At 38.4% G+C, this 24,805-nt stretch carries 18 protein-coding genes; 14 read left to right on the top strand and 4 right to left on the bottom strand.

Translation table 11 applies throughout. The features are described from left to right. Positions 1–33 precede the first annotated feature (33 nt). The 11 genes from serC to tldD all read left to right on the top strand — a co-directional run bounded on the left by serC (position 34) and on the right by tldD (position 15,614). Entirely contained in the window at positions 34–1,122 is a 1,089-nt protein-coding gene (gene serC / locus MT390_RS12710; protein WP_166369696.1) for a 3-phosphoserine/phosphohydroxythreonine transaminase, read from the top strand. 173 nt (positions 1,123–1,295) lie between these two features. Next, a complete protein-coding gene (hisC, locus tag MT390_RS12705) occupies positions 1,296–2,417 on the top strand; it encodes a histidinol-phosphate transaminase (RefSeq protein WP_499441482.1) in 1,122 nt (373 codons plus the stop codon). Between the two features lie 13 nt (positions 2,418–2,430). Beyond that, the gene (gene aroA, locus MT390_RS12700) at positions 2,431–3,723 is read left to right on the top strand and encodes a 3-phosphoshikimate 1-carboxyvinyltransferase (protein ID WP_499441481.1); all 1,293 of its coding nucleotides are present in this window, start codon (positions 2,431–2,433) and stop codon (positions 3,721–3,723) included. A gap of 548 nt (positions 3,724–4,271) precedes the next feature. Further along, the gene (locus tag MT390_RS12695; protein ID WP_166369702.1) at positions 4,272–5,309 is read left to right on the top strand and encodes a rod shape-determining protein; all 1,038 of its coding nucleotides are present in this window, start codon (positions 4,272–4,274) and stop codon (positions 5,307–5,309) included. Positions 5,310–5,358: 49 nt separating this feature from the next. After that, the gene (gene mreC, locus MT390_RS12690) at positions 5,359–6,240 is read left to right on the top strand and encodes a rod shape-determining protein MreC (RefSeq protein WP_166369704.1); all 882 of its coding nucleotides are present in this window, start codon (positions 5,359–5,361) and stop codon (positions 6,238–6,240) included. Further along, positions 6,224–6,706, top strand: a complete 483-nt coding sequence (mreD, locus tag MT390_RS12685) for a rod shape-determining protein MreD (RefSeq protein WP_299663968.1) — start codon at positions 6,224–6,226, stop codon at positions 6,704–6,706. The genes mreC and mreD overlap by 17 nt, the downstream gene beginning before the upstream one ends. 2 nt (positions 6,707–6,708) lie before the next feature. After that, positions 6,709–7,269, top strand: coding sequence for a Maf family protein (locus tag MT390_RS12680; protein ID WP_499441479.1), 561 nt, complete (start codon positions 6,709–6,711; stop codon positions 7,267–7,269). Between the two features lie 4 nt (positions 7,270–7,273). Continuing rightward, entirely contained in the window at positions 7,274–8,746 is a 1,473-nt protein-coding gene (gene rng, locus MT390_RS12675; protein WP_299663969.1) for a ribonuclease G, read from the top strand. An 84-nt stretch (positions 8,747–8,830) separates the two neighbouring features. Further along, positions 8,831–12,919: a YhdP family protein gene (locus tag MT390_RS12670; RefSeq protein WP_499441477.1), complete on the top strand. Its 4,089-nt coding sequence runs from the start codon at positions 8,831–8,833 to the stop codon at positions 12,917–12,919. Positions 12,920–13,271: 352 nt separating this feature from the next. Next, a complete protein-coding gene (locus MT390_RS12665; RefSeq protein ID WP_499441476.1) occupies positions 13,272–14,150 on the top strand; it encodes a carbon-nitrogen hydrolase family protein in 879 nt (292 codons plus the stop codon). 18 nt (positions 14,151–14,168) lie between these two features. After that, positions 14,169–15,614 carry a metalloprotease TldD gene (tldD, locus tag MT390_RS12660; RefSeq protein ID WP_166369716.1) on the top strand — a complete coding sequence of 482 codons (1,446 nt, stop codon included), beginning with the start codon at positions 14,169–14,171 and terminating at the stop codon, positions 15,612–15,614. 167 nt (positions 15,615–15,781) lie between these two features. On the opposite strand, the gene yjgA is transcribed toward tldD, so the two are convergent. Further along, complete coding sequence (gene yjgA / locus MT390_RS12655; RefSeq protein ID WP_499441474.1) at positions 15,782–16,291, bottom strand: ribosome biogenesis factor YjgA; 510 nt, start codon at positions 16,289–16,291, stop codon at positions 15,782–15,784. Between the two features lie 126 nt (positions 16,292–16,417). Between yjgA and pmbA the strand changes: the two genes are divergently transcribed. After that, entirely contained in the window at positions 16,418–17,743 is a 1,326-nt protein-coding gene (gene pmbA, locus MT390_RS12650) for a metalloprotease PmbA (RefSeq protein ID WP_499441472.1), read from the top strand. A gap of 84 nt (positions 17,744–17,827) precedes the next feature. Here pmbA and punR read toward each other — a convergent pair whose 3' ends face one another. Continuing rightward, complete coding sequence (punR, locus tag MT390_RS12645) at positions 17,828–18,733, bottom strand: DNA-binding transcriptional activator PunR (protein ID WP_499441471.1); 906 nt, start codon at positions 18,731–18,733, stop codon at positions 17,828–17,830. Between the two features lie 99 nt (positions 18,734–18,832). Between punR and punC the strand changes: the two genes are divergently transcribed. Then, positions 18,833–20,050, top strand: coding sequence for a purine nucleoside transporter PunC (gene punC / locus MT390_RS12640; protein WP_499441470.1), 1,218 nt, complete (start codon positions 18,833–18,835; stop codon positions 20,048–20,050). A 295-nt stretch (positions 20,051–20,345) separates the two neighbouring features. Here punC and MT390_RS12635 read toward each other — a convergent pair whose 3' ends face one another. Then, complete coding sequence (locus tag MT390_RS12635) at positions 20,346–21,392, bottom strand: alkene reductase (protein ID WP_499441469.1); 1,047 nt, start codon at positions 21,390–21,392, stop codon at positions 20,346–20,348. Between the two features lie 567 nt (positions 21,393–21,959). Here MT390_RS12635 and MT390_RS12630 point away from each other — a divergent pair. Next, on the top strand, positions 21,960–23,714 hold the full coding sequence (locus tag MT390_RS12630; protein WP_499441467.1) for a methyl-accepting chemotaxis protein: 1,755 nt from the start codon (positions 21,960–21,962) through the stop codon (positions 23,712–23,714). Between the two features lie 295 nt (positions 23,715–24,009). On the opposite strand, the gene MT390_RS12625 is transcribed toward MT390_RS12630, so the two are convergent. Then, the gene (locus tag MT390_RS12625; RefSeq protein WP_166369730.1) at positions 24,010–24,801 is read right to left on the bottom strand and encodes a septal ring lytic transglycosylase RlpA family protein; all 792 of its coding nucleotides are present in this window, start codon (positions 24,799–24,801) and stop codon (positions 24,010–24,012) included. Positions 24,802–24,805 lie beyond the last annotated feature (4 nt).

Below are 24,805 nucleotides of genomic sequence, written 5' to 3'. Positions count from 1 at the left end.
TTTAAAAGAGTCAACTTTTTAAGAGAATTAGCAATGACAAAAATATATAACTTTTGTGCGGGTCCCGCGATGTTACCTGAAGCTGTAATGCAACAGGCGCAAAGCGAGTTTTGTAATTGGCAAGGTTTAGGCGTTTCGGCGATGGAAGTGAGTCACCGTAGTCCTGAATATGTTGCTATGGCAAAACAATCTGAACTTGATTTACGTGAATTAATGGCTATTCCTGATAATTATAAAGTGCTGTTTTGTCATGGTGGCGGACGCGGCCAATTCGCTGCTGTACCACTTAATTTATTGGGTGATAAATTAGACGCTGATTATATCGTTACTGGGCAGTGGTCTAAATCTGCCGTGGCGGAAGCTAAAAAACACGCTCGCATTCATGAAACCGATATCATGCTAACTACAGAGCAAGGTAAAGTTGCAGTTAAACCAAGTGCGGATTGGAATGTTAATGCCGGTGCGGCTTATGTGCATTATTGCCCTAATGAAACCATTGAAGGCATCGAAATATTTGATGTGCCTGAAACGGGTGTTGTGCCGCTAATAGCGGATATGAGCTCAACCATTTTGTCGCGCACCATTGATGTTTCAAAATTTGGTGTTATTTATGCCAGCGCGCAGAAAAACATTGGTCCATCTGGTTTGGCGATTGTGATTGTACGTGAAGATTTAATTGGCCATGCACGCAAAGCGATCCCGTCTATTTTTGATTATCAAATTCAAAGCGACTTTGACTCAATGTACAACACACCACCTACTTACTCATGGTATTTAGCCGGTCTAGTGTTTAAATGGTTATTAGCGGAAGGTGGTATAGCGGCTATTGAGCAAAAGAATATTGCTAAAGCAGAGTTGCTTTATAACGCAATTGATAAGTCTGCTTTTTATACTAATAATGTTGATGCAAGTGTTCGTAGCCGTATGAATATTCCTTTCACATTAGCTGACGATAGCTTGAATGAAACCTTCTTAAGTGAAGCTAAAGCTGCGGGTCTATTAACTTTAAAAGGGCATAAATTAGTTGGTGGAATGCGCGCTAGCATTTATAACGCAATGCCGATTGAAGGCGTACAAGCTTTAGTTGATTTTATGGCTGTTTTCGAGAAGAAATACGCCTAAGTTAAGGTCCAAAAATCATCTGTTTTTAAAGTGTTATGTTTGAGTCATTAAACTAGCACTTTTTTTACATGGATTTTATAAGTCATGCGTTACACCACACTCTTTAAAGAATCGCTTTTAAGAACACCTATAAAGAGCAGATTCAAAAAAATAAAGCATTGTAAGGAACTGGAATGAGTAATGATTTTTTAAGCTTGGCCAATGTTGGAGTACAAAAATTACGCCCGTACCAAGCAGGTAAACCAACCGATGAGTTAGAACGTGAATTAGGAATTACTGATATTGTAAAGCTTGCCTCAAATGAAAACCCGCTCGGGTTAAGTGAGTCAGTTAAATTAGCATTACAAAAAGAGTTAACGGAATTAACGCGTTATCCAGATGCTAATGGTTTTTATCTAAAGCAAGCACTTGCCACTAAGTATTCGGTTAATAACGATCAAATTACTTTGGGCAATGGTTCAAATGATCTGTTAGAACTTATTGCGCGTGCTTTTGTTGATAGCAGTCACGAAGTGATGTTTGCAGAGCATGCATTTGTGGTTTATCCATTAGTGACGCAGGCGATTGGCGCGACAGCGGTCGTGGTTAAAGCGAAAGACTATGGTCATGACTTAAGTGCGATGGCCGCCGCTATCACCGATAAAACTAAGCTTATCTTCATTGCTAACCCAAATAATCCAACGGGTACGTTTTTAGAGCAAGCAGAAATCAAAGACTTTTTAGCAAAAGTACCGGCGCGAGTATTAGTGGTATTAGACGAAGCCTATTTTGAATATGCGGACAATACACGTCGCGGTAATGCCATTGCTTGGATTAAAGAGTTCCCTAACTTGATCGTTTCTCGTACTTTCTCAAAAGCCTATGGTTTAGCAGGGTTACGTGTTGGTTACTGTATTTCACACCCTGAAATTGCTGATATTTTAAATCGTGTTCGTCAGCCATTTAATTGTAATGCACTAGCGTTAAAAGCCGCTGAAACTGTTTTGAAAGATGAGCAATATCTAGCTGAAGGTGTGGCATTAAATAATGCCGGTATGCAGGATTTATGTGCTTTTTTTGATACGAATAATTTAGATTATATTCCATCAATGGGTAATTTTGTAACGGTCAAAGTTGCGCGAGAAGATGATCAACAATCAGGTGATGAGGTTTACCAGCAGTTATTACTGCAAGGTGTGATTGTAAGACCTGTTACCGGTTATGGTTTGCCGCAACACTTACGTATCAGTATTGGTACTGAAGCCGAAAATCAGCGCTTCAAGCAAGCACTTACTAAAGTTTTAAATTTGCAATAAGAGAACGAATACTATGGAACAGTTATTATTAAACCCGATTAAGAAAGTCGATGGTGAGATTAATTTACCAGGCTCAAAAAGCTTGTCGAATCGTGCCTTATTGTTAGCGGCATTGGCAAAAGGAACAACCACGTTAACCAACTTATTAGACAGTGATGATATTCGTCATATGTTGAATGCGTTAACCAAGTTGGGTGTAAATTACCAGTTATCTGCAGATAAAAAACAATGTGTCGTGGAAGGGTTAGGACATGCGTTTAATACTCAAGCGTTAGGTGATATTGAGCTGTTTTTAGGTAATGCAGGTACGGCAATGCGCCCATTATGTGCGGCATTATGTTTAGGTCAAGGTGAATATACTTTGACCGGTGAACCACGTATGTTCGAGCGCCCAATTGGCTCTTTAGTGGATTCATTAAAGCAAGCTGGCGCAGACGTGACTTACTTAAAAAATGAAAACTATCCACCATTAAAAATCAAAGGAACTGGCCTTAAGGGCGGTACTATTTCAATTGATGGTAGCGTTTCAAGTCAGTTTTTAACGGCGTTTTTGATGTCTGCACCGATGGCTTCTGAAGATACAACCATTAATATCGTGGGTGAATTAGTATCAAAACCTTATATCAAAATCACGCTACAAATTATGCAAGACTTTGGTGTTGAAGTAGATAATGTCGATGGTAATTACCAGACTTTTGTTATCAAAGGTGGACAAACTTACCAAGCACCTGGCGACTATTTGGTAGAAGGCGATGCATCATCGGCTTCTTATTTTTTAGCGGCAGCGGCGATTGGTGGCGGTAGTATTAAAGTAACTGGAATTGGTAAAAAATCAGTCCAAGGTGATATTCAATTTGCTGATGCATTAGAAGCAATGGGCGCTAATATTGAATGGGGTGACGATTACATTAAAGCCAGCAAAGGTGAGCTTAAAGCCATTGATATGGATATGAATCATATTCCTGATGCGGCAATGACCATTGCGGTAGCGGCTTTGTTTGCTGAAGGTACTACTAAAATCACTAATGTTTATAACTGGCGTGTGAAAGAAACCGATCGCTTATACGCGATGGCGACTGAGCTACGTAAAGTGGGCGCAGAAGTAGTTGAAGGGCATGACTTTATCGAAGTGACAGCACCTACACAAATCAAACATGCTGAAATTGATACCTACGATGATCACCGTATCGCGATGTGTTTTTCATTAGTTGCTTTAAGTGGTACACCAGTAACCATTAACGACCCTAAATGTACTTCAAAAACATTCCCTGATTACTTTGAAAAATTAGCATCAGTTAGTTTTTAATTGTGTTCATTTGATGCCATAAAAAGCGTTTATATTCACTGTTCTTAAATGCTTAATAAAAACCTACTTCGGTAGGTTTTTTATTTTCTCAGCATCTCAGCATTCATTAACTCAGTATTCATTACTTAAAGCTTTCCTGTTTATTTCACTAGACGCTGTTTAAATTTCATCAGGCGCTATTTTAAATTCATTAGACACTATTTAAATTTCATCAGGCATTATTATGAATTTTATAAGTACTAATGATTAGTGCAGTAAAAACGAATAGTTGATGCTGTAAGCCCTAATTATTCAATTAAGCACTCACTTACCGCAATATTTTGCCATTACTTTTTTAAAAGCCAGAGGTTTAAATTGTCAATATTTTGTCAGTTATTTTTATATCTTTGTTAACATCTTTTAAATATCCAACAGGCATTGGGAAAATCTATCCCTTTAGGGCGTTGTATCGCTCTTTAAACAAGCTTTTCGCTTTCTTTTCTTGCTGTATTTTTAGTGGGTTGGTAGAGTACGCGAATTACTTTTATTCGCTTCTTTTGGAAATCTTCATGTTTAAAATGTTCCGTGGTATGTTCTCTAACGATTTATCAATCGATTTAGGAACTGCAAATACCCTTATTTATGTAAAAAACCAAGGTATTGTATTGGATGAGCCTTCAGTGGTTGCAATCCGTATGGATAAAAATGGCAAAAGAGTTGCTGCTGTTGGTAGTGCTGCAAAGCAAATGTTAGGGAAAACACCTGGAAATATTCAAGCGATTCGTCCTATGAAAGATGGGGTAATTGCTGACTTCTATATTACTGAAAAAATGTTGCAACATTTTATCAAGCAAGTACATAACAATAGTTGGATGCGTCCTAGCCCACGTGTTTTAGTGTGTGTGCCTTGTGGTTCAACACAAGTTGAACGCCGTGCTATTCGTGAATCTGCAATGGGCGCTGGTGCACGTGATGTATTTTTAATCGATGAGCCAATGGCTGCTGCAATCGGTGCTGGTATGCCAGTGTCTGAAGCAAAAGGTTCAATGGTTGTTGATATTGGTGGCGGTACGACGGAAGTTGCTGTTATCTCATTAAACGGTATTGTTTACTCTGCTTCTGTGCGTATTGGTGGCGATAAGTTTGATGAAGCGATCATCAATTATGTACGCCGTAATTATGGTTGTACTATCGGTGAAATTACCGCTGAGCGTATCAAACATAGCATTGCAATTGCTTACCCAATTGACGAAATTAAAGAGATTGAAGTACGTGGTGTTAATGTTGCTGAAGGCGTTCCTCGCAGCTTTACATTAAACAGCAACGAAATCCTAGAAGCATTACAAGAGCCATTAAGTGGCATTGTCGCTGCTGTGATGGTTGCGTTAGAGAAAACACCACCGGAACTGGCTGCTGATATAGCAGAGCAGGGTATGGTATTAACAGGTGGTGGCGCATTGTTATGTGAAATAGATCGCTTGTTGTCAGAAGAATCTGGCATTCCCGTTATTATTGCTGATGATCCCCTTACCTGTGTTGCACGTGGCGGCGGTATGGCATTAGAGATGATCGATACGCATGGCGGCGATGTCTTTAACGGAGATTGATATTTCTAGCGCAGGCTAAATCCTGCGCTCTGATTCAATAGAAATACCCATGAAAACAATTTTTACCCGCGGTCCTTCTTTTACGTTAAGGCTATTCATTGTAATAGCCTGTTGCGTAGGTTTGCTGATCGCTGATAGTCAGTTTAATCTTTTCTCCTCCGTACGTGTTTACCTCAATTCTATTGTTTCTCCTATTCAATATGTTGCCGATGCGCCACAAAAATTGTTCAGTGCCTTCTCTGAAAATATTATGACTAGGCAAGCGTTAGTGGATCGCAACCAACAGCTTGAGAAAGATAATTTACATTTAAAAGCAGACCGTTTATTACTTGGCCAGTTGCAAAGTGAAAACAAGCAATTACGTGAATTATTGAACTCTAAAAAACAATTTAAAAACAAACGTATGATCACCGAAGTGATGAGCTTACGTTCAGACCCGTTTACACATCAACTATTGATCGATAAAGGGGCCATTAATGGTGTCTATCTCGGGCAACCGGTGATTAATGAACAGGGTGTGGTTGGCCAAGTGTCACAAGTGGGTAGTACCACCAGTCGCGTTGTGTTAATTGTTGATGCTAGCCATGGTATTCCTGTACGCGTGCAGCGTAACGATGCAATTGCTGTGGTACATGGTAGTGGTGCATGGGATAAGTTGAATGTGCCTTTTGTACAAAGTAATGCCGATATTAAAGAAGGTGACTTGCTGGTGACATCGGGATTAGGTGGGCGTTTTCCTGCTGGTTATCCTGTTGCTAAAATTAGCCGTTTTGAATATCAAGAAGGTGAGTTATATGCAACGGTGACGGCGACGCCTGTGGCGGACTTAGATAGAAGCCGTTATTTATTATTGTTGTGGAATAATGATCCGTTAGCGGGTGCAGATTTAACCTTAGACTCGCCGGAAATGTTCGATGAACCTGTTCAATAGTTATAAAATAATTTATTTCACATTTTTTGTTTGTTTGGTTGCTGCTATTTTTCCGCTACCGATCATACTTAATGCGTTTCGTCCGGATTGGATGGTGTTAGTTCTGTGTTATTGGATCATCGCTTTACCGCACCGAGTAAATATTGGACATGCTTTTATTCTGGGCCTATTTTTAGACCTGCTGCTCGGCTCGATTCTTGGTATGCATGCCATGTTATTGTCGTTACTCGCCTATATCACCAGTATTAACTTTCAACGTTTTCGAAACTTCACCTTAGTACAAACAACGTTACTGTTAGGTGCGTTTATTTTTATGTCCAAACTTGCCTTGTATTGGATCGCATCGAGTATGCAAGAGATTATTTTACACCGTCATTATTTTTGGTCAGTGTTTACTTCCATGTTGGTGTGGCCATGGTTTTTTCTGTTTATGCGTTTTTTACGTATTCGCTTTAAGGTCAGCTAACAATGCCTATCTTCCTTGCCTCGAATTCACCCCGCAGAGGTGAATTATTATCGCAAATTAATATTCAATATGAACGAATTACTGCAGGTATTGACGAAGTTCAACAAGCTCATGAAAGTAGCTCAGAATACGTGCAACGATTAGCATTAGAGAAAGCATTAGCGGGTTTAGATAACAATAATCAGCAAGGTGTGGTGTTAGGAGCGGATACTATTGTAGTTTGTGCTGAAACTGTGATGGAGAAGCCAAAAAATAAGCAACATGCTCGACAAATGATGACATTATTGTCGGATAATACTCATCAAGTGTTAACTGCGGTTGCGGTTGTTTCTGCACATCAACAGCGCGTTAAGTTAGTTACCACTGATGTCACATTTAAAGCATTAACAGAACAAGAAATTTCGGACTATTGGGAAACAGGTGAACCACAGGATAAAGCGGGTGGTTACGGTATTCAAGGTATTGCGGGTCAATTTGTGACTCATCTCTCCGGTAGCTATAGTGCTGTGGTAGGGCTTCCCCTCTACGAAACAGCTCAACTGATTAAAAGTGTTAAAGGATAACAGCATGTCTGTTGAATTATTAATGAACATTACCCCTACTGAAACGCGTGTTGCGTTAATCGAAGGGGGAGTTTTACAAGAATTACATATTGAACGCCAGGCGAGTAAAGGCATTGCAGGTAATATTTATAAGGGGAAAGTGACACGTGTTCTCCCTGGTATGCAAGCGGCTTTCATTGATATCGGTTTAGAAAAAGCGGCTTTTTTACATGCATCAGATATCGACCCTCGTACTGAATGTGTTGCAGATCCTGAAAGAGATAAATTCAAAGTTGCTGATATTTCGACCTTAGTTCGTCCGGGGCAAAATATTATTGTGCAAGTGGTTAAAGATCCACTCGGTACAAAAGGCGCACGCTTAACGACAGATATTACGTTACCTTCTCGTTATTTAGTGTTTATGCCCGATACACAGCACGTCGGTGTATCACAGCGTATTGAAAGCGCTGAGGAAAGAGAACGTCTTAAAGAGATTACTCAATCCTGTGTTAACGAATTAGGTGGTTTTATCATTCGTACGGCTGCCGAAGGTGCACCTGAAGAAGAATTAAGAAATGATGCTGCTTTTCTGCAACGAGTGTGGAATAAAGTGATCACACGTAAACAGCGTACTCAAACTAAAAATAAGATGTTATATCAAGATCTTGGATTAGCATTTCGTATTCTGCGTGATTTTGTAGGCAATGAAATTGATCGTATTCGTATAGATTCAAAGTTGAGCTTTAAGCAACTTTCTAAATTTAGCGTGGAGTTTGTCCCTGAATTAGCAAAAAAAGTCGAATATTATGATGGTGAAAGTCCTATTTTTGACCTGTTTGATGTTGAAAATGAAGTGCAGCGAGCATTAAATAGAAAGGTTGAATTAAAATCAGGTGGTTATTTAATTATTGACCAAACGGAAGCGATGACCACGGTAGATATCAATACCGGTGCGTTTGTGGGACATCGTAACCTTGAAGAGACCATTTTTAATACTAACATTGAAGCAACCTTAGCGATTGCACGTCAATTAAGATTACGTAATTTGGGTGGGATCATTATACTCGATTTCATTGATATGAAGCTTTTAGAGCATAGACGCCGTGTGTTTAATAGTTTAGAACAAGCGTTATCTAAAGATCGTGTGAAAACTCATATTAATGATTTCTCGCCGCTGGGCTTGATTGAGATGACTCGTAAGCGCACTCACGAAAGTTTAGAGCATATTTTTTGTGGCGAATGTAGTACTTGTAATGGCCGTGGTTACGTTAAAACAGTAGAAACCGTTTGTTATGAAATATTGCGTGAAATATTACGTGTTGACCGTGCCTTTACTGCTGAGCGTTTTGTTGTTTATAGCTCTGTTGGGGTTGCTGAAGCGTTACAGGGCGATGAGTCCTATAACCTTGGCGAATTAATTGTGTTTATGCAAAAACGCGTAGAAATTCATGCTGAACCTTTATATGGTCCAGAGCAGTTTGATGTCGTTATGATGTAGTTATTATACGGCTATAGTACGGTTATAGTGCCGTTAGTATGTAGCTATGAAGTAGGAGAAAGTAGGTTTAATGGGTTATCATTTTTGAAACATGTCACCTTTAAATGGTTAAAGCGACTCTGGGTACTGCTCGCTGCCAAATTAATTATTATTGCAGTGTTATTGACCATTGCACGCTTTGCTATCAATAGCGTTGATGATTATAAAGAGCAGCTAGTAGAGTGGGTGGCAGCGGAGCAGAATATCAATGTTAATGCTGAAAAAGTCTCGGCAGGCATTGACTTTTCTGGCTTAGTATTAACCTTAAAAGATGTGACCTTGATTGATACTCAAGTATTACCCTTTGAGTTGAAAATTGAACACCTATTTTTACATTTCGACTTTATTGACAGCTTAACTAAGCAAAAGCTTATCTTTAATGATATTTCATTAAAGGGAGCAAATTTATCATTAAAATCAGCACAAAAGCAGAACCTAGTTGTTGCTGCGAATTCTCAGCAATTAACTTCTCAAGCTATTGCCACTCAATCTGCCGCTAGTGCATCGGTTTCATCTCAAGCGATTACTAGCCAGCCTGCATCACCCACATCTGCAGAAGATCAAGAACAATCAGAGTTAACGCTTGATGCACTTAAAAATATATTTTTATTGCACTTGAGTTCATTTTCTATCACCGATAGCCAAATTAATTTTATCGATCATCTAAATAATAAAAAGACTATTTTAATCCAAGATCTTAGTTGGGTTAACGATGATAAACGCCATCAAGGTGTTGGTAAAGCATCATTACCTAATACACAGGGTGAGAATACATTACAGTTTGTGATTGATATTACAGGTGATGCAGAAGCCGACAATGACCAGTTGATTGGTCGTTTTTACGCACAGGCTGAAAATCTAAATGCAACCGAATACTTACAACCTCAAGTAAATCCATTAGCAGAGCTTAAAAAAGCCATTGTTTCTTTTGAAGTTTGGAGTGACTTTGATTTTAATGGACCTAAGAGCATGCAGTTGCAATGGGGTAATTCAGAGATTGCCTGGTCGATGTTAAACCAATCTCATGAATGGCAAATTAATGATGGTTTATTACAATTTACGGATCAAGATAAACATTGGTTATTCGATAGTTACGATTTAAATATTACCCACAATTACATTCCGCTTAATGATGCTAATTTTTCTGGGGCGGGTATTGATAATGAATTTGGTGAATTTGACCTAGCAGGCGTTAATGTTAATTCAATCGTGCCCTTTGCTCTTTTATTTTCAACATTGCCTGAAGCGAATATTGAGCAAATACTAGCCCTTGAGCTGGGTGGCGATGTAAATAAAGTAGGATTATTAGTGGATCAATCCGGCGAATATTCAATAAGTGCGAATATTGATGCCTTTAACAATCAAGCGGTGGGTGCATTTCCTGGTATTAGTGATGCTAATATTTCATTAGTTAGCAATCAACGAGCTGGTCGCGCTAGTATTCAACTTGGTCCTCAATCTATCCTTTTTGATAAGCAGTTTAGTCGTAGTATGCCATTGCAAAAAGGGCAATTTGAACTGCGTTGGGAGAACCAACAAGATGGATTCAAACTGGTCAGTGATAAAAGTATATTAGTGACTGATGAACTTGATAGCAGCAGTCAATTTACGCTGTTTTTTCCAAACGATAGTAAGGCGAGTAGCCCATTTTTGAGCTTGTATACTTACGCCTCTTTAAGTGATGTAGAAAAAGCACAATACTACCTGCCGATGTTAGCCATGGGTAAAGATGTTTTTGATTATTTACAACCTACCCTTAAAAAAGGCTCTGTTTCTGGCGCTAAAATTGTATGGCATGGTGCACTTTCGGATTACCCTTACCAAAATAACCAAGGTGTTTTTCAAGCATCAGTACCCGTTAAAAATGGTCAGTATGACTTCTATCCAGGTTGGGAAGGGTTAAGTGATTTAGATTTAGACCTGTTATTTGAAAATGACTCATTGTTAATGAGTAGTGACAAAGCGAAATTAGGTGATATGCAAGTCGATTCATTGTCGGCTGTGATTGACCATTTAAGACCCGATGGGATATTGACCATCGATGCTGAAGTCGCAGAAGAGTCTACATCAATTGCTGATTACCTGATCGCTTCTCCACTGCAAAACAGTGTTGGTAAGGTGGTGCAAATGATCCGTCTTGCTGGCCAAGTGACAGGTGCTTTAACCTTAGAAATTCCATTGGATTCCACGGCTAAAGAAACCGTTGCTAAAGGTAAGCTGGATTTAAACGATAATGATATTGATATTGAATTAACCAGCGATGTGATCCTGCCATTTAAACAAGTAAAAGGTCAGTTTAGTTTCATTAATGGTGACCTAACGGCCAATGGCCTGACAGCTACTTTATTTGAGCAACCGGTTAATTTATCTTTTTCCAGTAAAGAATCAGCGGAACAATACCAACTCACTGCCAACCTTTCTGGACTTTGGAATGTGGCGAAGTTAAGTCGCTATGAAAAACAGTTAGCTCCGCTGCAGTCTATTGGTAATTTAGATTGGCAGGGGCAACTCGATTTTATTCAACGTCCAAATAACAGCTATCAATTTGCCGTGAACTTATCGTCTCAATTACAAGGAGTTAAGGTCGGGTTACCCGCACCATTTAATAAAAATTCATTACAAGCATGGCCGACCTCTATTAAGATCAGCGGTAATCAACGTGCGACACAATGGGATGCTCGGATTAATAATAAATTGAAATCCGAAGGGGAAATATTACACCCGCTGAATTCTAATGATGAAAGAGTACCAGTGCTTAAATACCTTTATCTAGGACTTGGCACTGGACAATCGATTGACGTTGATAAAAGTAAAAATATTGTTCGTATTAGTGGTGACAATATTAACCTAACACCTTGGGCCGAGGTGGTGAATAATTGGTTTGCTAGCAATAAAAGCGAAACAGCTGATAAGCAAGCAATGTCAAAGGAACCATCAATATTTAAAATTAATGACGTTTATGTGGATATTAGACACGCGGAGTTATTTCAACAACCTTTAGTTAACCTTGATGCAAAAGCCAGTTATAACAATGATTTTTGGGCGGTTAAACTTAATGCCGATAATTTACAGGGCAATATAGAATATCGACAGGGCGTACCTGAACGTTATGATATTAATATTAAAAAAATGGATTTTAAGTTGTTTGATATTGACGGCTTACAACAATTATTGGCACAACAGGAAACGACATCATTACCTAAGATCAGTGATAACTTACGAAAAGACTATCCAGAAGTCTTTTTAGAATGTGTGCAATGTAACCTTGAAAAAATGCAATTGTCACCGCTTAAAGCACATGTGTACCCGAGTAAAACAAGCTTTAATGTTGATTACTTAAAGATAGGAAAAGAAGGTCAGGCAACCAATATTTCAGGTGTTTGGGACCAGCGCCGTACAAATATTATTGTGGATAGCAAAGGTAACAGCGATAACAGTATTGTTCATCGTTTAGGCTATAGCAGCCCAATGGTTTATGAACAAGCGGCGCTAAATGGTGCGTTAAATTGGATTGGTGCACCTTGGAAGTTTAACTTAGATTCGTTGAACGGTGAGCTTTCAGTGAAAGCTGAGAATGGCCAAATCACTGAAGTCGATGATAAAGGTGCTCGCCTCTTAAGCTTCTTAAGCCTTGATGGTATTCGCCGTAGTTTGAACCTAGAGTTTGGTAATATTTTTTCTAAAGGACTAGGTTTTGACGATATGTCGCTTTCCGCCAATATTAGTAATGGTATTTTGAAAAATGATGATTATTTTTTAAATGGTTCGGCGGGGAAAATATCAGGCGAAGGTTTAATTGACTTACCCAACCTCAATGTTAACTATCGTTTTAGTTATAGTCCCGCTGTGACCTCTAGCTTACCGGTGTTGGCTGCCTTTGCTATTAACCCATTAACTGGCGCTGCGGTATTAATGATGACCAAAATACTTGAACCGGTTGTGGATAGTATTATTCGTGTCGACTTTTCTGTTAAAGGTGCGTTAGAGGATCCAGACGTTAAAATAGAAGACAGACAAAGAGGCGTGGTTAAACTGCAAAATAGCGAAGTGTTAGAAGAGATTGAAGATAGTGTTGTTGGCAATAGTAATGGTAAGGTTAAAAACAGCGCTGCCGTAAGTGACGTCAAAAAATAGATGTGTTCGACGCTAAGAGTTAAGTACTAAGTGACAGGTGTTAAGTGTTAAGTGCTAAGTGTTAAATAGTAAGTACCAAGAGTTAAGTGCTAATACTTTGAAGCGCATTGTTAACGCACCGCATAAGTAAAAATTTTAGGAGGAGTACAAATTTCAGGACAGAGGAAAATTTTGCAGTGGGTCAATAGACACAATGTTAATCCTTTGCTGTTAACTACTTGCTTTTCACTACTTGTTTACGGCTGTCATTTTTTGACGTATTTTGCTGTAGGCTACTACTATAAAATGTCACTATAAACTTTCACACTAAACTATCGTTACAAATTATCACCTGAAAATGAGGTCATGTTAAATGAGCACTAAAAATAGTCACACTGCAACATGTCAACTGGTTGCCATTCAAGTAGTAAGCAATGATTGTATTGAAGATAATTTTCAACAGATTATTGAGCAATTACAGGCACTACCTGAATCAGAAGAAGTGGTAAATCGATTGGTGTTATTACCAGAAAATGCACTTTGTTTTTCCAGTAGAAAGCATTATTTAAGTGTCGCTGAAGTGTTAGGTGCTGGGCCTATTCAAAGCCGATTAAGTGAATTGGCTATTCAGTATCACTGTACCTTAGTCTGTGGTAGTTTTCCGATTCAAAGTGAACAATCAGAAAAAATATATACAAGTAGTTTGGTTTTTTCGCCGCAGGGTGAATTGATCGCACATTACAATAAGATACACCTGTTCGATGCCGATGTGGCAGACACTCAGGGGGCATATCGAGAGTCTGATACCTTTATCGCAGGAAAAGATATTAAGGTCATTGATTGCGGTTTTGCGAAAGTTGGCCTCGCTATCTGTTATGATTTACGTTTTCCAGGATTGTTCCAGCAACTTAGAGAGCTTGAGGCCGATATTATATTATTGCCAGCCGCTTTTACTAAGGTAACGGGTGAAGCACATTGGCAAGCCTTATTACAGGCTAGAGCCATTGAAACCCAGTGTTACTTTATTGCTGCTAATCAAGGTGGGGAGCATTTTCTTAATCATGCTCACTTCGAGCCGCGTTATACCTTTGGCCATTCCATGATCATAGATGCGTGGGGGAAAATAATGACTCAGCTGACCACTGGTAAGGGTGTTATCTATGCCAATTTTGATCAAGAAAAATTACTCGATATAAGAAAAATAATGCCTGTACAGCAACATAATAAATTTAGCTGTACACAAAAACTTTAATAGAAATAAGGATCGTCAATGTCTTTTGAACAAGTAGTAGACAATTTTTTAGCACCTGCTGATATGCAAATTAGTGATTTAGAATCACAACTGAGTCAAATTTCTGGAGCTCAAATTGACTATGCTGATTTTTATTTTCAAGCAAGCCGACATGAATCTTGGTTGTTAGAAGATGGGATTGTCAAAGAAGGCAGTTATAACATCGAAAAAGGCATTGGTATTCGTGCTGTGTCTGGTGAAAAAACCGGCTTTGCATATTCTGATCATATCTCTAAAAAAGCCATTACTGAAGCCGCTAATGCTGCCAAAAGTATTGCTAATTCAGGGCAAGAAAAGTCAGTAAAGCTAGTCATGCCAACAGCACAACCTATTTATTATGGTTCAGCGGATCCTTTGCAAAGCATGAGCCGCGACAAAAAAATTGAGCTATTGAAACAAGTTGATACCTTCGCGCGCGCTCTAGAGCCTTCTGTTAGTGAAGTTACTGTGTCATTAAACGCCGTTTATGAAGAAATATTAGTAGCTGCAAGCGATGGTACATTAGCGTCAGATATTCGCCCTTTGATCCGTTTTAGTTGTTCTGTGTTAATTGAGAAAAATGGTAAACGCGAACGAGGCAGTGCCGGTGGTGGTGGTCGTTTTGATTTAGATTATTTTACCGATACGCAAGAAGGTGAACTTAGAGCCTTCTCTTATGCGCGCCAAGCTGTTCGTCAGGCTCTCGTTAATATTGATGCTATTGCTGCTCCTGCAGGAGCTATGCCAGTTATTGTCGGTGCTGGCTGGCCTGGTGTATTGTTACATGAAGCAGTAGGGCACGGTTTAGAAGGTGATTTTAATCGTAAAGGTTCATCTGCATTTTCTGGAAAAATAGGCCAGCAAGTTGCTTCTAAGCATTGCACTATTATCGATGATGGTAGTATTGCTGATCGCCGTGGTTCAGTGAACATAGACGATGAAGGTACTAAAGGTCAGCGTAATGTTCTCATTGAAAATGGTATTTTAAAAGGTTACATGCAAGATAAACTCAATGCACGTTTGATGGGTGTTGCGCCAACGGGGAACGGACGTCGTGAATCCTATGCGCATTTACCAATGCCACGTATGACCAATACCTTTATGTTAAATGGTGAGTATGAGCATGATGAGTTAATTGAAAGTGTTAAAAAAGGTATCTACGCGCCTAATTTTGGTGGTGGGCAAGTGGATATTACTTCAGGTAAATTTGTATTCTCTGCCTCTGAAGCTTATTTGATTGAAGACGGAAAAATCACCGCCCCGATCAAAGGCGCGACATTAATTGGTAATGGCTTTGATACCATGCAGCAAGTGTCTATGGTGGCTAATAATATGTGCTTAGACCCAGGCGTTGGTGTTTGTGGTAAGGAAGGGCAAAGTGTACCGGTTGGTGTTGGTCAGCCGTCACTTAAAATTGACCAATTAACCGTTGGTGGAACTAATTAACTTTTTAATTTTTAATTTTCAAGTTACAGTTTTAAGCTTAATTAGACTCTTGAGTTTTATGAACTTCAAATGAAAGTTATAAAATAAACGATAAAAAAAGCCTGTCCAGTTCATTCACTGCACAGGCTTTTTATTTAGCTTTGTTAATGTTTTATAAAGACAGCTACTTATAAACAGTTGGTTTTTAAGTAGACAAACAGCTCTTTAGCAGTTTTAGCTGGTTTTTCTAATTTCTTTTCTTTATTCGCTTGGCGAATCATTTGGCGTAGTTTTTGACGTTCAAGTTGTGGGTACATCTCTAGCGCATCATTTACTTTAGGGTCGCCTAATTCAATCAACTGATCTGTTAGCAACTGTAAATGCGAAATCGCATGAGTACGTTTACGGTTGTTATCATTGATAATATCCAACTTAGCAGTAATTTTTTCCATATCTTCGGTACGTAATACTTTCCCGATATATTGTAATTGTCTGCGTAATGCTTCATGTTTAGTGGATATTTTATGCGCTACTTTAATCCCTTCCATCAAAGTATCACTACCAGGGATTTGTGCTAATTGCTTTGCATTTAAGGCCACTAATTGGCGACCAATATCTTTTAAAGCTTCAGCTTCACGTTTAATTTGCGACTTACTGATCTCGTCTTCTTCAAAGATCTCTTCAACTTTTTTATTCATAGCTTATGGTCTATCACGTTAGGGATTAAATAATTAAGCGCATCATACCATCATCACAAGATGCTTACCTTAATCCATGTTATTATTTCTTATCTTAAATTTAATTATACATTGTGGTGCTTAAACATGATTGAACAGAAACAGTTACTAGAAAATGCCGTTAATACGGCGCTTAATATTGCCAATGATTTAGGTGTAAGCCAAGCTGAAGTTGCGTTAGGGAAAAGTGCTGGGATTTCTGTGAACACCCGTTTAGGTGAAGTTGAAAATATTGAGTTTAACCACGATGGTGCAATGGGGATCAGTGTTTATGTTGATCACCGCAAAGGAAGCGCTTCTACCGCTGATTTAAGCGAAGAGGCGATTGCTGCGAGTGTTAAAGCGGCGGTTGATATTGCCAAGTATACAAGCCAAGACCCCTATGCAGGCTTATTAGATAAACGCTTTTTAGAACAAGCTCCCATTGATTTAGATTTATACCATGCAAGTGATAAAAATACCGACCAACTGTTAGCTTTAGCCAAACAATGTGAAGATATTGCGTTGAATTTAGATAAACGCATTGTTAATTCAGATGGTGCAGGTGTTAATAGTCATACTAGTTTGCAGGTGTACGGTAACAGCAATGGTTTCTTAGAAAGTTATGGCAGCAGTCGCCACAGTTTAAGTTGTGTCTTAATTGCACAGGAAAACGGTGAGATGCAACGTGATTATAGTTATACCAGTGCCCGTGATATGGATGACCTCTTTTCTGCACAATGGGTTGCTGAACAAGCTGTGAAGCGCTCGGTTGAACGTTTAGGTGCCCGTAAAATAGCCACACAGGAAAGCCCTGTATTATTTTGTCCTGAAATGGCCAGTGGCTTATTTGGTCATTTAGTGAGTGCGATTAGTGGTGCAAGTTTATATAAAAAGTCTTCATTTTTATTAGACTCAATTAATACTCAAATATTCCCTGATTGGTTGTCAATTTCTGAAGACCCACATATCGTTAAAGGTATTGCTAGTTCACCCTTCGATAGTGAAGGCGGACGTACTATAAAACGTAATATTATCGACAATGGCTTTTTACAAACTTATTTATTAACGGGTTATGCTGCACGTAAAATGGGGCTAGAAAGTACTGGCCATGCTGGCGGTATTCATAATTGGTTTGTAAAGGATGGCGGACTTGATTTAGCTGGTCTATTAAAAGAGATGGGCACCGGATTATTTGTCACTGAGTTAATGGGGCAAGGCGTTAATATGGTGACCGGTGATTACTCTCGTGGTGCGGCGGGCTTCTGGGTAGAAAATGGTGTGATTGCTTACCCTGTTCATGAAATTACTATTGCTGGTAACTTGAAAGAAATGTTCATGGATATTAGTGCTGTTGGTTGTGATACCGACCCAAGAAGTAGTTTACAAACTGGTTCTATCTTAATTAAAAAAATGAAGATTGCTGGCGCATAAATTACACATTTTAATTACTTTTTATATTTATATTTATATTTTATTAACAGCTGGCGGAAGAGTAACTGACAGCTGTTTTTATGTTTATGCCAACCATTGTTGATGTAATTTTTCACTATCTCCTAAATAGTTTAATAACCACTTTATTGCCGGTGGTAGAACACCATCACGCCACGCTAAACAACAAGGGCTATTATCTTGAGCACCAAAAGCTAATGTTTTCTTTACTAATAGTCCTTGTTTGATTAATTGCGTTGCACGATGCGTAGGCATTAATCCAACTCCTAATCCTGCGATAAAAATCTGTTCTGCACTATGCCAGTTAGGCACTACTAACCGACGTTGGTTATTGAGTAGCCAGGTGGTACGTTTTGGCAATATGCGCGAAGTGTCTTCTAAACAGATACTTGGATAGGTAATTAGTTGTTGTTCGGTCAACGCTTCGTTTTGCTTTGCTAAAGGGTGATTTTTACTGACGACAAAGTCCCATGATAACTCCCCCATACTCCGGTAAGCCACACCGCCATCAATCGGCACTGCAGAAGTTGCACCAATGGCGATATCAGCACGGCCATCAACCAATGCATCCCAAACACCATTAAACACTTCCATGGTAAGTAATAATTCAATATCTGGGAATTGCTGATAAAAATCTGCAACCAGTTGATTTACCGACGCCTCCCTTACAACATTGTCTAGTGCTATAGAAACACTACTTTGCCAGCCATTAGCAACTCGCTGTGTTTGTACTTTCACTTCCGACATCTGTTTAAGTAGCAAACGTGTTTGTGAGACAAAATACTCACCCGCAGGAGTGAGCTGTACTTTTCGGTGTAGGCGCTTAAACAGCAATACGTCTAATTTATTTTCAATTAATTTCACCGTGTAGCTGATTGCACTGGGCACTTTATGCAACTCTTCCGCGGCACCAGAGAAGCTTCCGCGGCGGGCAACTGTATCGATAACAATCAAATCATGGTGAGAAAACATACACGTCAACTTTTTTGATGGTAAAGGTTAAAATATACCGTTTTAATCTCGTTTTGTACAAGAATATACTGTCGCAAATTTATTATATAGAGCACTTAAATGATTAAACAACAGGTTAAAATTCCTTATATTTGGTTATCTGGATTGAGCATGCTAGGTTTCCTTGCAACTGATATGTACCTCCCGGCTTTTGATGTATTACGCCAAAATTTAGCAACAACAAATCAGATGATCGGTTGGTCATTAAGTATCTTCCTGTTAGGTATGGCGATAGGTCAGCTTATTTATGGGCCATTAAGCGAACGACTTGGTCAAAAAAAAGTGCTTATTTCTAGCTTAGCTATTTTTAGTATTGGTACAGTTATCTGTGCAATATCGGGTAATGTAGAACAATTATTAGTAGGGCGTTTTATACAATCTTTAGGTGCTGCGGGGGCGACAGTTATTTGGCAATCTTTTGTTATCGAAAAATATGATGATAAAACTTCTCAGCACATTTTTGCTACAGTTATGCCGTTAGTCGCATTGTCTCCTGCATTAGCACCATTATTAGGCGGTTTACTTGAAGTTCAATTTGGCTGGCAGAGCATTTTTTATTGTTTACTTTTAATTGGTGTTGTTTGGGCGATCCGAAGTAGTTTAATCGATTTTAGCAGTAATAACGTTACTCAGCAAAAGGTAACTGATCAACCTTCAATCTCGATTTTAAAACAGTATGTTAGTATTTTAAAATCAAAAAAATTCAGCGGTAATATGATCATTTATGCGGCTTGTTCAGCAGCCTTTTTTGCATGGTTAACCGGGTCTCCTTTTGCAATGAGTGCAATGGGTTATTCAGGTACTGATATTGGTTTGAGTTATGTACCGCAAACTATCGCTTTTATCATTGGTGGATATACTTGTCGGACATTACTAAATCGCTATAACACTGAGCAAATACTGCCATTGTTACTGAAAACGTTCATTTTAAGTGTGATTGCAACTTTTGCAGTTGCGGTGGTAGGCACAGGTAATAGTATTGTTCCCTTGCTAATTCCGATGTGTTTTATGGCAGCAGCCAACGGTGCAATTTATCCGATTGTAGCAAATAGTGCATTGGTATCTTTCAAAAGTAACAGTGCATCAGCATCTGGCTTATTAAACTTTTTGCAGATGATGTTGTGTGTACTAGCTAGCGCAATGGTGTCACTGTTCAGTGAGTATGGTGTAATAGCCATGAGTGCAGTCATGGCATGCCAAGGGGTATTTGTTATTGTTGGTTATAGTTTGATAGCAAAAGACCGTAAAATGACAGAATTAGAGGCTAGTGCCGCTTAATTTAGAGATTGTCCCCTAGCGTTTTTTGTCGTACAGCAAAATCGCTAGGATATTTATTTTGTAACTTTTCTAAAAGCGCCTATGCCTCTTTTCACTGTTTAAAGGACCTTATCACAAGTAATAATTTACTCTTTCTTTAACTGCTTGCGAAGTTATTAGATATTGAACATAAAAATATTCAATAAAAAAGACAACCGAAATTAATCCAGGTTGTCTTTATTTATTGCCTTTATTTTAAGCTTGGTTTTATAGGGTATATACATACCCGTTACATAGAACAAAACCAGATCTGCTATTATTTTAATTCTGTTAGCATTTCATCGCTATAAGCAAGGGTCTCTTCACCATGAATCATTTTGCTAATGTAATCTGGATTAGCAATAAACGGACGACCAATTGCAATTAGGTCAAACTTATCGTCATTAATAGCCTCTTTTGCACTTTCAAAGCTGTAACTTCCTACACCGACTAAAGTACCCTTTGAGTAACCTGCACGTAAATATTCAGACGTTGTTTTACCCTGTAATGAGTCAAAACGTGTACTATCATCAAAAATGCCACCGTGTAAGTAAGCTAAGTTTCTACTCTCAAGTTGCGCTAATAAGTAATCAAAAATAGCTTGATCGCGATTATCTTCGCTCATATTAAAGTACGCACCGGGCGTTAAACGTAATGCAGTACGATCGTTACCAATTGCTGCGATCACAGCATCAACTACTTGTAGTGCAAAGCGAGACATATTTTCAGGTGTTTGACCGTATTCATCGTCACGTGTATTGGCTGCATAATGTAAAAATTGGTCGATCAAATAGCCATTTGCACCATGTATTTCTACACCATCAAAACCCGCTTCTATTGCATTCTCAGCCGCTTTTGCATAATCAGCTATTAAGCCTTGAATATCTTCAATCGTCGCTGCTTTAGGCGTGATATAAGTTAACTCACGCATGCGCGGAACAGAGCCTTCAACTGCAATCGCAGAAGGGGCTAATACTTCACCATCGAAAAAGTGTGGATGTGCGACACGACCAACATGCCATATCTGAGCAAACATTTTTCCGCCATTTTTATGTACTGCATCGGTTACTTTTTTCCAACCTTGAATTTGTTGCTGGGTAAATAATCCAGGCGTATTAGGGTAGCCTTGTGCATCGGGGCGAATAATAGTCGCTTCACTAATAATTAAGCCAGCATCAGCTCGACGTGCATAATAATCAACCATATCCTGTGTAGGGACTAAATCATCATCTGCCATACAACGGGTCAGTGGTGCCATTAATACTCTATTACTTAGCGTGATCGTGTCGTTTAATTTAAACGGTGAAAGTAAATCAATAGCCATTATATGTTCCCTTATTGTAATTAGTTGTTGTTACTAATCGTTGTAATTAATTGTGTTAAACAAAATTATTTGTTGTAACCATAGTTAAGTAATGGGGATGGTTTAATGCTTATCAAGGCTTATTTGAATGATTGTTCAAATAAAATTGTAAAAATTTAAGATGTGTTTAAATAACCTGCGTAAAGCAATAAATTCGACTTATAAATAGTTGTCTTTTATTTGATTAAAAATTATAGGTTAATGTTTTTATCCTTTTAAAACAATAAGTAAGATTGCTTTTTTTGTGATCTTCTCTGCATTTGTAGATGTTAATTAAATGTAACCAAGCTTTTAATTAAAAAGTTACTACAATCAATCTAGTCGTGAGTTGTGAACCCATCTTATTAATTTATCAATTGAATATGTTTGCACTACTTTTAATATCAAATCCGTTTATTTAGATTTATTTGCAGCGGATTTTGATGCTGCCCAAGCTAGGCATTAAACGAATAAGTCTGAGCATATCGAAACAGTTGAGCTACATAAGTCAGTAAATAAGCAATTAACTAAAAGCAAGCGAGTAATTACATGCAAAATAGTTTTAAGAAAATTCCATTCAAAGCAAAAATATTAACATTAGTTGTTGCCATCATTACGATTTCAGTAATGATTTCATTCTTAAGTGCAAATTATTATATTAAAGAATACATTTATAAAAATGACACCCAGAATATTCAAGCTCAGCTTAATCTCGTTAAAGATCAGTTGATTAATGATTTTGAAAATAATGTAAAACTTGCTCGTAATAGTAATTTTAGTTTTACGGAAATACAAAAGGCGGTCGACTCCACTGGTTTTAGCAATATTATAAAATATAAGTATGGGTCGGTATTTGATAAACAAGGCAGTATTGATGAGCCGTCAAACAACGAAAAATATATCGCACAAATTGCTAATGCAAAAGATCCATTATCAATCAGTAATGTCTATTTTGAAAATCAGATCCCTTACATCAATATTACTAAAAAAGAAGCTGATGATGCCGGTGATATTTTTGTCATTGACCTTACAAAAATACGTCGTCTTTTTGAAATGTCTGCCGTAGATGGTAGTTACGTTGAATTAAAAGACTCTGTGGGCACTGTTTTATTCTCTAACAAAATAGAGGGTGATTTAACGCCTATTAGCAATACCTTTAGCATTGAAGGTAACGAATGGTCGCTGACCGGTTACATCGATAATAGTTATATACAAGGTAATACCGATAACCTCAATAATTCCATTACTATCGCGTTATTAATCGCTGCTGCCGTGATTATTCCACTTAGTGTCTTAGCTCTAAATATTGCCTTCCGTCCTGTTGTGACATTAAGAAATGTGATCACAGACTTAGCTAATGGCAGTGGTGATTTAACACATCGCCTGAAGGTGGAAACAAGTGATGATTTAGGTAAGATTGCTGATGGTATTAATAAATTCATAGAAAACCTACAGCTTATGATGCTCGATGTTTCTCACTCTAGTGTCAACATTAACAATCAGATAAATACCTTAGAAGACTTGACCAAGTCGAGCCATCGCTTATTGCAATCGCATAGCGAAGAGATGGAAATGGCGGTGACTTCTATTCATGAAATGAGTGCGACAGCTGATGCAGTGGCAGAAAGTGCAGCTAATGCCGCGAAACAGACAGAGGCGACCAATAGCGAAGCAGAACAATCTAAAGTAGCGGTACAACAAGCTGTTCAGAGTGTCACGGATTTAGTCGATGAGGTTGAAGATACCGGCAAGACAATTATATCAATGAGTGAAGACAGTGCTCAAATTAGTAGTGTTTTGAATGTGATTGGTGAAATTGCACAGCAAACTAATCTACTTGCATTAAATGCCGCGATAGAAGCCGCAAGAGCCGGAGAACATGGTCGTGGTTTTGCCGTGGTGGCCGATGAAGTAAGGGCACTTGCCGCGAGAACAAGACAAAGCACGATAGAAATTAATACTATGCTAGAAAAGTTAAGTGTTGGTTCTGAAGCTGCCGTAGTTAGTATGGACTCAACTAAACAAAGTTGCCTCAGTACTGCAACGACAACTTCTAAAGTCTCTTCTTCGCTTGATTTAGTGACTGAAGCTGTACTTAATATTAATGACTTAGTAGGGCAAATAGCAACGTCTGCAGAAGAGCAGAGTTCTGTGAGTGAAGAAATTAATCGTAATATGACGGCGATTCAAGGTATGGTCGATACACTCAGTGTTAATGGTAAAGAGACGGTCAATAGCACCCATCATTTAACTGAATCAAATCTACAGTTAGTGGCTATTATCAATAAATTTAAACTTAAATAATAGGACAATAACGTTGCGAATGTGTTTAGGAAATACTTGAAGTATTGACTTAAATAGCTAAGCTTTTTTGGAATTACAGTAAAATAAAGTAATAAAACTAATTGTCATAAAAGTAAGTGTTATAAAAGTAACTGTTATAAAAGTAAAATGCCGCGTTGAATATAATCCATTCAACGCGGCATTTTTATTTTCTGAGCAAGCTTTCCTGATTTTAGAAAAGCGACGCCATCTTAAAAAGGCATATTATCTTAAAAGTCTGCTCTGTCAAAAAGCAGTTAATAAGTATTTGTTAATATTAAGGCTCTTGATGAATAATGTAAGCTTTAGGGTAGTCTTTTTGAATAGTTTTTAATAAAGCTTCTGTTTTTGCTTCACTGCTTAAAGGACCTATACGTAGATAATAGAGGTTATTTTTTTGTTCAAAAAAAGTCGCTACGTTATGTTTAGTTTTTAATGCGTTGGATAGTTGAGTTGCCTTTGCTGCACTTGATGTCACTAAATATTGAATGGTAAAGGTACCGTAGATACTCTCATTTTGTTGTTTGTCTAATAAGCTAGTACTTTCATCTTCAGAAAAGTGGATTAATTTAATTTCAACTTGTCCTGTACCTGCCTGAATAATATCTAGTTTTTTAGCCGCCGCGTAGGACAGGTCAATAATACGCCCTTTATGGAAAGGACCACGGTCATTCACTCGCACAATAATTTGTTTTTTATTCGCTAAGTTAGTGACTTGCACGTAACTTGGTAAAGGCAGGTTTTTGTGCGCTGCACTCATTGCAAACATGTTATAACGTTCACCATTGGAAGTGAGGTGACCATGAAACTTATTACCGTACCAAGAAGCACCGCCAGTTTCCGTTAGCTCGGTAATATCACGCCATACTTTGTAGTCGATACCACGTACGCGATAGTCTTTGTTACCACCTCGAGATTGTGGCTCATAGCGAGGATTCACATCTTCTATATGTGCTAATGGTGGAATAGCCGTAGGCGCATGATCATCACTATATTGATAGCGTTTTTGCTCACTACTACAGGCACTTAACAAAATACAGGTTAAGCTGAATAGGATTAAATTCTTCATTGTG

The sequence above is a fragment of the Vibrio sp. 2-Bac 85 genome (assembly GCF_037546705.1).
Lineage (GTDB): Bacteria > Pseudomonadota > Gammaproteobacteria > Enterobacterales > Psychromonadaceae > Psychromonas.
This window is presented reverse-complemented; position numbering and strand designations above follow the sequence as displayed.

Excerpts from the sequence above, each read along its gene's own strand:
- MT390_RS12680 (WP_499441479.1), top strand. The coding sequence starts at position 6,709 with ATGCCTATCTTCCTTGCCTCGAATTCACCCCGCAGAGGTGAATTATTA.
- MT390_RS12625 (WP_166369730.1), bottom strand. The coding sequence starts at position 24,801 with ATGAAGAATTTAATCCTATTCAGCTTAACCTGTATTTTGTTAAGTGCC.
- aroA (WP_499441481.1), top strand. The coding sequence starts at position 2,431 with ATGGAACAGTTATTATTAAACCCGATTAAGAAAGTCGATGGTGAGATT.
- hisC (WP_499441482.1), top strand. The coding sequence starts at position 1,296 with ATGAGTAATGATTTTTTAAGCTTGGCCAATGTTGGAGTACAAAAATTA.
- rng (WP_299663969.1), top strand. The coding sequence starts at position 7,274 with ATGTCTGTTGAATTATTAATGAACATTACCCCTACTGAAACGCGTGTT.
- MT390_RS12630 (WP_499441467.1), top strand. The coding sequence starts at position 21,960 with ATGCAAAATAGTTTTAAGAAAATTCCATTCAAAGCAAAAATATTAACA.
- mreC (WP_166369704.1), top strand. The coding sequence starts at position 5,359 with ATGAAAACAATTTTTACCCGCGGTCCTTCTTTTACGTTAAGGCTATTC.
- serC (WP_166369696.1), top strand. The coding sequence starts at position 34 with ATGACAAAAATATATAACTTTTGTGCGGGTCCCGCGATGTTACCTGAA.
- mreD (WP_299663968.1), top strand. The coding sequence starts at position 6,224 with ATGAACCTGTTCAATAGTTATAAAATAATTTATTTCACATTTTTTGTT.
- MT390_RS12665 (WP_499441476.1), top strand. The coding sequence starts at position 13,272 with ATGAGCACTAAAAATAGTCACACTGCAACATGTCAACTGGTTGCCATT.
- yjgA (WP_499441474.1), bottom strand. The coding sequence starts at position 16,291 with ATGAATAAAAAAGTTGAAGAGATCTTTGAAGAAGACGAGATCAGTAAG.
- MT390_RS12635 (WP_499441469.1), bottom strand. The coding sequence starts at position 21,392 with ATGGCTATTGATTTACTTTCACCGTTTAAATTAAACGACACGATCACG.
- MT390_RS12695 (WP_166369702.1), top strand. The coding sequence starts at position 4,272 with ATGTTTAAAATGTTCCGTGGTATGTTCTCTAACGATTTATCAATCGAT.
- tldD (WP_166369716.1), top strand. The coding sequence starts at position 14,169 with ATGTCTTTTGAACAAGTAGTAGACAATTTTTTAGCACCTGCTGATATG.
- pmbA (WP_499441472.1), top strand. The coding sequence starts at position 16,418 with ATGATTGAACAGAAACAGTTACTAGAAAATGCCGTTAATACGGCGCTT.
- punR (WP_499441471.1), bottom strand. The coding sequence starts at position 18,733 with ATGTTTTCTCACCATGATTTGATTGTTATCGATACAGTTGCCCGCCGC.
- punC (WP_499441470.1), top strand. The coding sequence starts at position 18,833 with ATGATTAAACAACAGGTTAAAATTCCTTATATTTGGTTATCTGGATTG.